Origin of the sequence: Psychroserpens ponticola, assembly GCF_023556315.2 — a bacterium.
GTDB lineage: Bacteria > Bacteroidota > Bacteroidia > Flavobacteriales > Flavobacteriaceae > Psychroserpens > Psychroserpens ponticola.
Window position 1 is genome coordinate 3,474,010 of sequence record NZ_CP116221.1, and the last position, 12,549, is coordinate 3,486,558.

General features: G+C 31.0%; 9 protein-coding genes. 5 read left to right on the top strand and 4 right to left on the bottom strand.

Features of this window, described 5'->3' with window-relative positions:
- The first annotated feature begins 57 nt into the window (after positions 1-57).
- The 3 genes from MUN68_RS15375 to MUN68_RS15385 all read left to right on the top strand — a co-directional run bounded on the left by MUN68_RS15375 (position 58) and on the right by MUN68_RS15385 (position 2,726).
- On the top strand, positions 58-1,200 hold the full coding sequence (locus MUN68_RS15375) for a methionine aminotransferase (RefSeq protein WP_249993285.1): 1,143 nt from the start codon (positions 58-60) through the stop codon (positions 1,198-1,200).
- Between the two features lie 65 nt (positions 1,201-1,265).
- Positions 1,266-1,637: a hypothetical protein gene (locus tag MUN68_RS15380; protein ID WP_249993283.1), complete on the top strand. Its 372-nt coding sequence runs from the start codon at positions 1,266-1,268 to the stop codon at positions 1,635-1,637.
- A gap of 309 nt (positions 1,638-1,946) precedes the next feature.
- Positions 1,947-2,726: an amidohydrolase gene (locus MUN68_RS15385; protein WP_249993281.1), complete on the top strand. Its 780-nt coding sequence runs from the start codon at positions 1,947-1,949 to the stop codon at positions 2,724-2,726.
- Here MUN68_RS15385 and MUN68_RS15390 read toward each other — a convergent pair.
- Both MUN68_RS15390 and MUN68_RS15395 read right to left on the bottom strand, forming a co-directional pair.
- Positions 2,713-4,320, bottom strand: a complete 1,608-nt coding sequence (locus MUN68_RS15390) for an Ig-like domain-containing protein (RefSeq protein ID WP_249993280.1) — start codon at positions 4,318-4,320, stop codon at positions 2,713-2,715. The genes MUN68_RS15385 and MUN68_RS15390 overlap by 14 nt on opposite strands.
- A 90-nt stretch (positions 4,321-4,410) precedes the next feature.
- Entirely contained in the window at positions 4,411-5,031 is a 621-nt protein-coding gene (locus MUN68_RS15395) for a ComF family protein (RefSeq protein ID WP_317134780.1), read from the bottom strand.
- Positions 5,032-5,160: 129 nt separating this feature from the next.
- Here MUN68_RS15395 and MUN68_RS15400 point away from each other — a divergent pair, with 129 nt between their 5' ends.
- Positions 5,161-6,045: a hypothetical protein gene (locus MUN68_RS15400; RefSeq protein ID WP_249993276.1), complete on the top strand. Its 885-nt coding sequence runs from the start codon at positions 5,161-5,163 to the stop codon at positions 6,043-6,045.
- 63 nt (positions 6,046-6,108) lie between these two features.
- Positions 6,109-7,650 carry a glycine--tRNA ligase gene (locus tag MUN68_RS15405; RefSeq protein ID WP_249993274.1) on the top strand — a complete coding sequence of 514 codons (1,542 nt, stop codon included), beginning with the start codon at positions 6,109-6,111 and terminating at the stop codon, positions 7,648-7,650.
- 119 nt (positions 7,651-7,769) lie between these two features.
- On the opposite strand, the gene MUN68_RS15410 is transcribed toward MUN68_RS15405, so the two are convergent.
- Both MUN68_RS15410 and MUN68_RS15415 read right to left on the bottom strand, forming a co-directional pair.
- Entirely contained in the window at positions 7,770-8,963 is a 1,194-nt protein-coding gene (locus MUN68_RS15410; protein ID WP_249993272.1) for a T9SS type A sorting domain-containing protein, read from the bottom strand.
- Positions 8,964-9,027: 64 nt separating this feature from the next.
- Positions 9,028-12,438: a hypothetical protein gene (locus tag MUN68_RS15415; protein ID WP_249993270.1), complete on the bottom strand. Its 3,411-nt coding sequence runs from the start codon at positions 12,436-12,438 to the stop codon at positions 9,028-9,030.
- Between the last annotated feature and the right edge of the window lie 111 nt (positions 12,439-12,549).

Below are 12,549 nucleotides of genomic sequence, written 5' to 3' on the forward strand. Positions count from 1 at the left end.
TAAAACTCTTTTTTCTTTTAATTATTATCACATTAATGGTATTTGTATATTTACTTTATGCAACTCACACCAAAATTAACAAACGTAGAAACCTCTATTTTTTCAGTAATGAGTGCTTTAGCAAACGAGCACAATGCCATTAATTTATCACAAGGGTTTCCTAATTTTAAGAGCGATCAAAAATTAATTGATGGTGTTACAAAAGCCATGAATTCTGGTTATAATCAATATGCACCAATGGCTGGAAATTTAGAATTACGTCAAGCAATTTCCAAAAAATTCAACATCTTATACAATTCCAGCTACCATCCAGAAACTGAAATCACTGTTACTGCTGGTGCAACTCAAGCGATTTTCACGATTATTTCTGCGTTTATAAAACCTAATGATGAAGTCATCATTTTCAAGCCAGCTTATGATTGTTATCAACCAGCTATTGAACTCAATGGAGGAAAAGCCATTTCTATAGCATTAGAAGCTCCAGATTATAAGATTAATTGGAATATAGTTAAGGAAGCAATCAATACTAAAACAAAAATGATACTCGTTAATACGCCTCACAATCCTACTGGAACTGTAATGAGTAAAAACGACATGCTGAAGCTTCAAGAAGTAACTAAAGGAACAGATATTATTGTCCTTAGTGATGAAGTTTACGAACACATTATTTTTGATGGCGAACAACACCAAAGTGTTTGCAGATTTAAAGACTTAAAACAACGCAGTTTTATCACAGCGTCCTTCGGAAAAACGTTTCATAATACAGGTTGGAAAATAGGTTATTGCTGTGCTCCAAAACTATTGATGGAAGCGTTTAGAAATATCCATCAATTTAATGTGTTTTCTGTACACCATCCTACTCAAAAAGCGTTAGCAGATTATCTTAAAAATTCAAATCACTATACAGAATTACCAAACTTCTTCCAAGAAAAACGCGATACATTCTTAAATCTCATTACGGATTCTAAGTTTAAATTTTCACCTTCAAAAGGCACGTATTTTCAGGTATTAGACTATTCTGAAATCACATCTAAAAACGATGTAGAATTCGCCAAACAATTAACCATTGAAAATGGCATTGCTTCTATTCCTCTATCTGTTTTTTATGATAATAAATTAGATCATAAAGTGTTGCGTTTTTGTTTCGCTAAAACGAATGACACGTTAAAACAAGCCGCCGAAATTTTGAATAAAATTTAACAAAAACTTAAGTGACTTCCACGCTACCTTCGTGTCTAATTTAGCAAACAATAAAATTTAATTCAATGAAATATATTATCCTAATCTTCATCACTATATTTAGTTTGTCTTTAAACGCACAAGACATTAAAAAGAATGACAATCTAAATCAGGTTAAAAAAGAAATTACTACTGAAAAATTAGAAAAAGAGAAGAAAAAAGCTGAAAAAGCACAAAAAAAGGCAGAAAAGAAGCAAAAAAAGGCAGAAAAAGCTCTAAAAAATCAATTAAAAGCACAAAAACGACTTGATAAAGCCTCAAAAAAATTAGAAAGCGCTCAGAAAAAATATGACAAGTTGAAACGTAAAGGAAAATTATCACCTCAAGACGAAGTTAAATGGTTAAAAAGAATTGAAGGTTATAGAGAGGATATCGAAAAAGCAAAAAAGAAAATATAAGTAACGTCTATTAGTATCGTTTAAAGATTATCTAAAATTATGACTTTGTCATTTAGAGCAAAACGAAGAATCTCAATTAGTCTGTTTTGTCTTTTGATTTAAAAATATCATGAAACGTCAGTTCGAGTGATTTTGAGATCCGAAAAATTGTATCGAGAACTAATTTAAAATAGAAATTCATATTCTCGATACAAATTTTACTCATTTTCAATCGTAAAATTCACTCGAATTGACGAATTTCATCAAAATAAACAAGGGGTTCAATTAATAAAAAGTAATTATAATGCCTAAAATTTGTAATTTTAGTACATGCAAAATGAATTAAAAATTGCCTTAATACAATCTAATTTAGTTTGGGAAAACCCAGAACAGAATCGGCATAATTTTAGTGCAAAAATAGCATCTATTACACACCCAGTAGATATTATCATTTTACCAGAAATGTTTACTTCAGGTTTTACAATGAATGCAGATTCTGTCGCAGAAACCATGAATGGAAAAACCATCTCGTGGATGAAAAACCTTTCCAAAGAAAAAAATGCTGCAATTACTGGAAGCCTTATAATAAAAGAAGAGGGCTCTTATTATAATCGTTTAGTGTTTGTGTGTCCTAATGGTGAAATAGACACGTATAACAAGCGACATACATTTACTTTAGCTGGTGAAGATAAAGTTTATAAAGCTGGACAGCATAATAGTCTCATTGATTATAAAGGCTGGAAAATTAAACCGCTTGTTTGTTATGATTTACGTTTCCCTGTTTGGTCTAGAAATGTTGAAAATTATGACCTTATATTTTATGTTGCAAATTGGCCTAAAGTAAGAATTAATGCTTGGGATACTTTATTGCAAGCTCGTGCCATTGAAAACATGAGTTATTGCATTGGTGTAAATCGTGTTGGTTTAGATGCAAATAATTATGAATATTCTGGACATTCAGCAGCTTTTGATGTGCTTGGCAAACGATTGGATACTATACCATCTGATAAAGAAACTATTGAAATAGTAACTTTAGATAAAAAACATATCGAAACCTACAGAAACAAACTTGGGTTTTTAAATGATAAAGATGATTTTAATCTAGTTTGAAAATTTCTTCAGGATAATCCCAACCTGCTCTGCCTTCTACAATTCCAGAAGCATAACTCACACGTTCAGGCTGTTGTTGCAATAAGAAATTTCCGGAATCCCATTTTTGATTACCATTAGTATCATAAATAACACGAATATAATAATCATTTGGATCCAAATTTTTAAAATCGAACAAACGAGGTTCTGTTCCAAATTGCTCGTATTTCACCTCTCCTTTTTCAGTAGTAAGCTGAACAATAACTGGATACTCTGCATTTTCTAATCGAACTCTTATATTGGTATAATCAGCTAAGGTTTTTGTTCGCAAGGCATAGTTTAACGTGTCATTTACATGACCAAAAAAATCTTCAAAAGTGTTGGGTAATATTTGAATATTGTAATTGTCAGACTCTTTCTTTTCAAACTTAAAATGACATCTATTCATAAGTTCATCAAAACTTGTCGTAAAAGGAACATTAATAGAATCTTTATCTAAAATAGTCACTTGCTTTTCATCAATATTCACAAAAGGCACAGTTCCTTCAAGGATAAAATCATCTGTAAAATTTATAATTCCAGATTGAACAGCTCTAATAATTAAAGAATCTCTTTCTATGTCTCTAAATTTATGTGTTAATGTATCAACAAACGTATTATTTCTAATAACGAATTGAGCAGAATCTATTTCAATCTTTGGTTTATACCAATAATATAAAGTGTCTTTAGTTTTATCTTTTGTGATTCGTTTTTCAAAACCTTCAGGAACATCACCTAACAATTCAATTGTCATATCTTGGTTGTCGCCATCATACCCAAAACCTATTTTCTGACCAGCTATTTGTTTTGGTCGCTTAGCATCAAACTCAAGAACTTCTTTAAATAATTTTATAGTATAAGTCGAATCTGTTGGCACAGAAATTACATCTTCATAAAACCCTATTTTATCACTTTTTTGCTGAAACGTAAAGTTTCCATTTTCATCTTTAATCGCGATGAGTTTATATTGTCCTTCTTTAATATTATCAATACTAAAAGACGTTAAACTATCAAGTGTATTTGTAATGTATTTTGGTTTCTGTTTATACACAGTAGAATCTGTATAAGTTGAATCTAATTCGTATAACATAACTGAAACAAAGGTGTCAGGTTTTAATTTTTCGGCATCCATAATAGTCCCTTTTACAGATAATGAATCAATCACATCTCCAGTAGAAAACACATACCTATAATATTCATAAGGATTTTCTTCATTATTATCAACGATACTCTGTCCAAAATTGAAAGCGTAAGTCGTATTATCTTCAAGAGTATCATTAATAATAATCTTAATATACTTACTTGCACTACCTAGAGGTGTTACTGTTGGTTCGGTATCCATTGGAGGAGAAATTATAAGTTGCTTTTGCAAATTTTTCACCTTTATGTACTCATTAAAATAAATGCGTATTTCATTTCCTTTAAAATTAGTAGAGAAATTTTCTGGAACCTCTTTAGTAATTAATGGTGCATCAATATCTTTTTCACCACCAGAAGGTCTACCTCTATTAGCACACGTGTAAAGCAAATTTATGCTTAACACTAAAACTAAAATCTTAAACCATTTTATTCGCATTGTAAATTCTAAATTTTGAACAAATTAACAACTATTTCAACCATAGTCAAAACAATTAACGTGCTTTTGACACTCAACTAAAGTTAATAGCTAATCGGTTATCGCCATTGTAGCTATACTTAGTTTTAACCCTTCAATTTCAAAAAGTGCATTAGCACACGCTTCTATTGTTGCTCCAGTTGTGATTATATCATCAACTAATAATATGTGCTTGTGTTTCAAAGTCTCGTAATCAGAAATAGTGAAATTTTCATCAATATTAGAACTCCGTTTGAGTCGATCTTTAAATACCTGTGTTTTTGTTGCTGATGCTTTTATTAATGTCTCAGAATTATAATCTGCCTCTAAAGCTTTAGCCAAAGCTCTACCAAATTTATCAACCTGATTATATCCTCTTTGCTTTTGTTTTGTTTTGTGCAACGGAACAGGTACAACAGCATCTATAGCTTTATAAGCCTCATGATTTTTAAGCACTTCCCCTAACCATTCGCCTAAAAACTCACCTATAACTTCATGACCACGATATTTTAAATTGTGCATGAGTTGTTGTACAATTCCTTTTTTGGAAAAATGTAAAAGTGCTGTTGCTTGTTCAAGTTTAATGCGACCATACATCATTTTGTGAACAGCATTAGACATATCAACATGAAAATTTGTTAAAGGCAATTGGTGTCTACAAGCTGTACAAATATGAAGTTCATTGTCTGTCAAATGATTTTGACAAGCCAAACAAACCTTCGGAAAAAACAAGTTTAACAAATTTATTACCATTTCATCGATTAAAATAAATTATCGCGATCATATTCTCTAGTTTCGCAAAGTAAAATAACAAAATTAATAATGATAGTTAACCCTCAATTATTTAACTATAGATTAATTATTGGTTCATTAATAGTTGCAGTTACAATTTTAGGCGTTTTTAGTTATACTAATTATCAATCCATTAGTGCGCATCAACAATTTTTAGAACAAGAAAAGAAACTCGTTGAAAATGAGTTATCACAAATGATAACAAGATACGATGACGTTTCAATTTCAAATGATTTAATCGCTTCACAACTTGAAGTTGCTAAAAAGGATACTGAACTCGTTTTAGATTCTCTTAGCATGCTACGAAGTGATCTTTCTGTTATTTCACGATTTAAACAACAACTTCATGGTATAAAGCTAAAGAATAAAACGTTATTCAGTGCTATCGATTCTCTAGATTTGGCTAACCAAAACCTTAAAGAAGAAAATATTGTTGCACATAATGAATTGGTAAAACAGCGTAGAGCTAACAATTCCTTATTAGAAGCTAATAACCACCTAAATAGAAGTTTAGAAAAAGGCGCATTACTAACAGCAAATTCATTTAAAGCTAAATCTTACACGAAAATCCTTGGCAAAAAACAAGCATCTAATAAAGCAAAAAAAGTAGATAATATTGAAGTATGTTTCACGCTTGCCGAAAATTCTTTAACCAAACAAGGAGAAAAAGATATATACATTCAAATTGTCAATCCGCAAAATAATGTTGTAGCAGATAAAGGTGCCATAAATTTTGGTAACACATCATTAATTTACAGTTCAAAAACAACTATAGATTACAATAATGAAGTTCTAGATATTTGTTTAGACATTGAAGCAGATGTAGATGAAAAACCACTCACTGCTGGCACGTATTTTATTACTATTTTTAATAAAGATCGTAAATTAGGAAATACGCAAGTAAAATTAAATTAAACATCATAACATAATTTATTAAAAACCGCTCTGTAAATTGGAGCGGTTTTTTATTTTTGCATCATGGCAAACGACGATCAATTTAAAAAAGTAATCTCTCATGCAAAAGAGTATGGTTACGTATTTCAAAGTAGTGAAATCTACGATGGATTAAGTGCAGTTTATGATTATGCTCAAAATGGAGCAGAACTCAAAAAAAACATTCGTGATTACTGGTGGAAAGCCATGGTTCAAATGAATGATAATATTGTAGGTATTGATGCTGCAATTTTTATGCATCCAACAACCTGGAAAGCTTCAGGACACGTAGATGCGTTTAGTGATCCACTTATTGATAATAAGGATTCTAAAAAACGATATCGTGCAGATGTTTTAGTAGAAGACTATTGTGCTAAGATTGAAACCAAAATTGAAAAAGAAGTTAAAAAAGCTGAAAAACGTTTTGGAGACTCTTTTAATAAAGAAGAATTTGTAAGCACGAACGGAAGAGTTCTCGGTTATCAAGAAAAAATAGATACCATCCTTAAACGACTTGGGCAATCGCTTGAAAAAGAAGATTTAGCAGATGTAAAAGCTTTAATTGAAGAATTAGAAATTGCAGATCCTTTATCTGGTTCTAGAAACTGGACAGATGTAAAGCAGTTTAATTTAATGTTTGGCACAAAATTAGGTGCCAGTGCTGAAACTGCGATGGACTTATACCTACGTCCTGAAACTGCTCAAGGTATTTTTGTTAACTTTTTGAATGTTCAAAAAACTGGACGCATGAAAATTCCGTTTGGAATTGCCCAAACTGGTAAAGCCTTCAGAAATGAAATCGTTGCAAGGCAATTTATTTTTAGAATGCGTGAGTTTGAACAAATGGAAATGCAATTCTTTATCAAACCTGGTACTCAAAAAGAATGGTTTGATCATTGGAAAGCATACAGAATGAAATGGCACTTATCTCTAGGAATGGGAAGCGACAACTATCGTTTTCATGACCACGAAAAACTAGCTCATTATGCTGATGCTGCCACAGATATTGAATTCAAATTTCCATTTGGTTTTAAAGAATTAGAAGGGATTCACTCACGTACTGACTTCGATTTAAAACAGCATGAAGAATTCTCAGGTAAAAAATTACAATATTTCGACCATGAAGATAATGCGAGTTACACACCTTATGTTTTAGAAACATCAATTGGACTTGATCGCATGTTTTTAGCTGTATTCTCAAATTCTTTAGAAGATGAAACTCTAGAAGATGGAAGTGTAAGAACTGTTTTAAAGCTACCTGCTGTTTTAGCTCCAACTAAAGCTGCTATTTTTCCATTAGTAAAAAAAGATGGTTTACCTGAAGTTGCGAAACAAATTGTAGAAGATTTAAAATGGGATTTTAATGTGTTTTACGACGAAAAAGATGCTGTTGGAAAACGTTACAGACGTCAAGATGCTAACGGAACTCCATTTTGCATTACTGTAGATCACGATACTTTAGAAGACAACACAGTTACCATTCGTCATAGAGATACGATGGAACAACAACGTGTTAAGATTGAAGATTTAAGAGACATCATAAAAAAAGAGGTAGATGTAAAGCATTGGCTTCAGAAAATGGTCTAACAAATAGAGAATGTCACCTTGAGCGCAGTCGAAAGGTCTTATTAAAACAAAAACTCTTAAGCTTCAAACCTTAGGAGTTTTTTATTAAAAATAGGCCTTCAGCTGAACTATTCCTGTGTCTATAATTTAAGAAACTTCAAAGTTTTAGTTCTCGAATCAACAGTCGTTAATGAAATGAAATAAACTCCTGGTGTCAAATTTTCGACATTGACATTCACTTCTCTATTATTGATTTCTTTTTGTATCACTTTTTCACCTGTAACCGCAAAAACATCAATGTTTTTAATATTGTGCTTACTTTCTAAGATTAAATTCTCTTTAACTGGATTAAATTTCAAGACAATGTTTTCGATTAAAAATGAGTCGATAGATAATACTGAACAATCTTCTACAAACTGAGTTTGAGCAGGAATCAAAGTAAAATTATCGTTTGCAAACTCGATATCATCAACACAAATTAAATCTAAATTTAGGCTACCAAAAAATGCATCGATACCTGAGACACTAGACAAACCTCCAATTGTAAAATCTACTGAACAGTTTTGGTTTGGTGCTAAAGCCTGATTGTTTCCATTTTGAATATTAATAGTATTTAATACAGGACAATTTCTCGATTTTAAGGAACATAATTGATTATTGTTAGAAAAATCTACATCTGAAAAATTATTAAAGCCAATATCAACTATTTTTAAATTTAGGAATAATGAAAAATCAAAGTTATCTATCCCTATATTTCTCATTTCTATTGATTCTAACAAGATATTATTAGAAAGGTCCAAATTATTATTAATACTAGTAAGGTTTATTATTGATAAAGCCAATAAATTTAGATTATTAGTAACATCGATTGTGTTAATATTTGTACCGCTAATATCCAGAAACTCTAAATTACTATGCTGCGTAACATCAATATCACTAATAGAAGTATAACCTAAGCTAATAAAACTCAATTCTAAATTAGCAGAAATATCAATTTCGCTCAAATCAGTAAATTGAAGATTAATTTGCTCCAATTGTGTATTACTGGATAAATCTACGCTTGCAATTGGATTATTAAAACAAACTAATCGTTCCAAATTAATAAATGCTTCAATTCCAACTATACTACTAATGTTTTGATTAAAAGCGCTTATAGCTGTAGTCGTTAATGCTTCAGAAACCTGAATTTCACCATCGCTATTGGAATCTATTACTGGATTATGGTTTAATAATGCTGTTTTAAAATTTGGATCTGGAATGCTCACAATTTGACCAATTGAAATTTGAATATTAAGAAGAATCAAGAAGAAAAATAAAATAGAAGCTCTAGACATATTAGAATAATTATATTTTCAAATATACTTCTATTAAAATTATTAAATTCTTTAAATAAACGAATTAAAAATAGGCCTTCAGCTGAACCGTTCCAGTATGAATCGTTTTACTAGTCTCAGTTTTTCTTCCGAAATAATTCAAGTTCAAATCCAAAAACTTAGTCAGTTTTTTTTGAGCTAATAAACTCCATGTAAAGTTATTTCCTGGTTGTAAACCTTCTAAAATTTGATAAGCAACTGGTGTATTTGGATTGCCATTATATGCATTCTTGAAATAATTGACTTCTCCTGTTAAGGCTATTTTTTCAGCATTATTATATGTAAATGATAGTCCGAAATTATTCTGCAACAAACCTTCTTTGTCACCAATAATATTGTCTTTAGTTGTATATTGATAGAACACATCGAAACTAGCATTTTCATTAAAAATATACGACAATTTTGGTTCAAAACGTTTTTGGTTTAACTCGTAATTACGAGATACAAAATTCTCATTCGTACTTTCATTAAATTCAAGACTAGATTCAAAATTAATCAGCCAACTTGTTGCAAATTTATGATTAAACTGAAGTTGATGACTCTGTAATTTATTTTCCTGAAATCCGGTTGATAATACGGAACGACTGGTGTTATTTAAAAACGTATATGATGTTGTATATCTCTGTTTGCCTCGATTAAAAAATAGCACATTTCTAACACTTTTATTAAGTGCCAATTGATTCTCATCGTCTGAAGAAAACGGATTTAAATCGAATGTGTTTTCTTGTCTTTCGTCTTTTCTGTCTATTAAATACGAGGTTTGATTATAAAAATGAGACCAGAATTTTTTAGTTTTATGTTCTGACATTGACCATTGTTGTGGATTAAAAATTAAGGTCTGGCTTAATCTGTTTTGATGTGTTCTCACAAAGACTTGATTTGGAAGTAATACACGAATAAAACTGCCTTCATCCGCGAACTGAGCCAATTCAAATTCATCAAGTTCTTGTATGCCATTTTCGTTATAATCGATCCAAGTATAAGCACCTTGACCTGGTTCAACTTCCACATATGTAAAGTCTTGTCGTGGTAGTGTTCCAGAATTGGTTTCAAAAACAGTATTCCAGATCATTAAATTATTGAACAACTTCTGATTAAAATTTAATCTTGAATTTAATGATTGGTCATCTTCTAAATCAGGATCTTCTTGTTTCAATCGTCTGTAATTTGCGAAAACAGCTAAATCGGTATTTTTATTTTTTATAATTCGAGATTTTAAATAGTAAGTATTAGAACTGTTGACTTTTTCAATACGATTCAATCGCAAACTATCATTAATTCTCCTTTTATAACCCACTTCAACAAACACTTTTGTGCTATCTCCAATTCCTGTAAAGACTTCATAAGATGTAAAACGCTGACTTAAATTTGTTAGTGAATCGTTAGATTTTAGACGTTGTTCATTATCTTCCATTGCCAACTTTACACCAACCCATTGTTTGTTAAAATTATAAACGACGCGGTTAAAAGAGCGTAAAAATGTAGATTGAGACGCAGTACTACTATTTTTTAAAAAACTAGATGTTGTATAAATATTAAATTGTTTTAATCTAAGATTTGCCAAAAGATTATGACGATTACCATTAAAGTTTTTAGAGAAATTCAAATGCTCAAATTTGTAATTAGCAATTCCTTTTTCTGGATGAATAAGCTCTAAACCTGAAGACAATAAACTCTGATTCCCTAGAGGGTCTTTCAAATTCCAATCCCGATTAAATTCAGGTCTGTACAAACGTTCAATGGTTCTAAAATCTTTCTGAATGATATCTACGTCAGCATAAGCACTCAAATTCCACAAGCTATCTGTTTTTATAACTTGTTGTCTTACAGTTAACTTTCCGGCAAATCCATCATTATTACCATCATCAACATCTGAAAATAAGTTCAAATCATTTCTACTTCCTGCTATTTCAAATAAAACATCTGTTTTTTCAGTTGGTTTATAGGTTCCGTTAACCACAGCAACTTGCAATTTCACTGGAGCAATCAATTGTACTATTGGCTCATAACTTCCTTGAGGCATACCTCCTATTGGTGGTACATATTCAAAAATATTGCTAATGGCATTGCTATTCACGATGATGTAGTTTCCCTGATTAATTCCTACTTGAGTAAATCGAACGCTAAACAATTCATCTTCTGGGTTGTTAGAAAACACAAAGATTTCTTCTCCTCCAACGAGGTCTTTTCGATATAAAATACGGTTCTCATCAAAGGACTCAGACACATCAGAAGGTGCAACCATCAACGTTTGGTCGTCACCTGCTTGAGCTAAAATACCAACTTGCTCAGAAGACAAATTTTGTTGTAAGGGTTGATTTTTTGAATCTACTTCAGAATATACAGATACACCTAATTTTAATTTTTCAGTTTCATAATTTCCACCTCCAAAAACAGTAAATCGGGAAAAATTGCGTTCACTAAATTGATAATCGACAGTAATACGCATTTCGGAAGTGATAGGAAATGTGGAATTGAAAATAATCTCACCAGCATTATAATCGATGATATAGTCTTTATTTTCACCACGCTCAATTGCAATTCCATTTACGTAAACGGTTTCACTTCCAGAGACAATTAGCACAAATAATTCACTATTTGGACCACGCAACTTATAAGGGCCTTGATTCCCTTCTTGAGCTGCAAACTGACTACTTGTAAACTGACCTCTCACCAAAGCTCCTGCAGCAAATATGTTGGTTTCAGATTCCTCTTTATCAAAATCTACATTAACTAATAAACCTTGTACACGCTTTGTAAATGATGCAAAATAACTGGTATCATTTATTAAATCGATATCTCCTGCTCTAATATTCCAAGAATCGCTAAAAAGTTCAATAAACACCTGATCAAATTCATCTAATCTCTGAGAATAGCCACTTTCTTGTAACGGAATATTCGCATCTTGAATTGAGGCTCTCAACGATACTTTATCACTTAATTTTCCGGAAATTTGTAAATCCAATTCACTATTCAATACTGAATTTTGATTGTTCCCAATGGTGACACCTCGAGATATACTTCCAGAAGTATTTAAACCATCAAAAGGCAAAAACGAACGTTCCACATTAGATTGATTTAATTTGTACAAACGCTGAAGATTGTCTGTGTTTTCAACAATAATCCGTTCATCTAACTGAAAATATTTTTTTGTAATAAAATCTGGATACCTTAAATAATCAATAATAATTGAATCTGTATCTACAGGTTTTTTAAACGTCAATAGCGCATTTGAAAAATCAACTCGATAATATGACGAATCGATTATGGTATTATTCTTTCGTCTTAAAATAAAACTACTGGTATTAATACTAACTGTATCTACTTTTACTGAATCTCTAACGGCTACTTTTTTTGTTCTATAATTTGAAGTTGGCTCTTGCGCAAATGCAGAGCAACCCATAATAAAACAGATAAGTGAAATAGCAATTTTCATTCAGTATATAAACTTCTAAAGACAGAAATTATTTTATCCTTAAAATCGGGTTAAAATAATAGTGTAAAAGTACAGTATTATTTAATTTAGCTGAAATCTAAACTATTCCAT

Coding starts and splice junctions, on each gene's coding strand:
- MUN68_RS15375 (WP_249993285.1), top strand. CDS start 58: ATGCAACTCACACCAAAATTAACAAACGTAGAAACCTCTATTTTTTCA.
- MUN68_RS15380 (WP_249993283.1), top strand. CDS start 1,266: ATGAAATATATTATCCTAATCTTCATCACTATATTTAGTTTGTCTTTA.
- MUN68_RS15385 (WP_249993281.1), top strand. CDS start 1,947: ATGCAAAATGAATTAAAAATTGCCTTAATACAATCTAATTTAGTTTGG.
- MUN68_RS15390 (WP_249993280.1), bottom strand. CDS start 4,320: ATGCGAATAAAATGGTTTAAGATTTTAGTTTTAGTGTTAAGCATAAAT.
- MUN68_RS15400 (WP_249993276.1), top strand. CDS start 5,161: ATGATAGTTAACCCTCAATTATTTAACTATAGATTAATTATTGGTTCA.
- MUN68_RS15405 (WP_249993274.1), top strand. CDS start 6,109: ATGGCAAACGACGATCAATTTAAAAAAGTAATCTCTCATGCAAAAGAG.
- MUN68_RS15410 (WP_249993272.1), bottom strand. CDS start 8,963: ATGTCTAGAGCTTCTATTTTATTTTTCTTCTTGATTCTTCTTAATATT.
- MUN68_RS15415 (WP_249993270.1), bottom strand. CDS start 12,438: ATGAAAATTGCTATTTCACTTATCTGTTTTATTATGGGTTGCTCTGCA.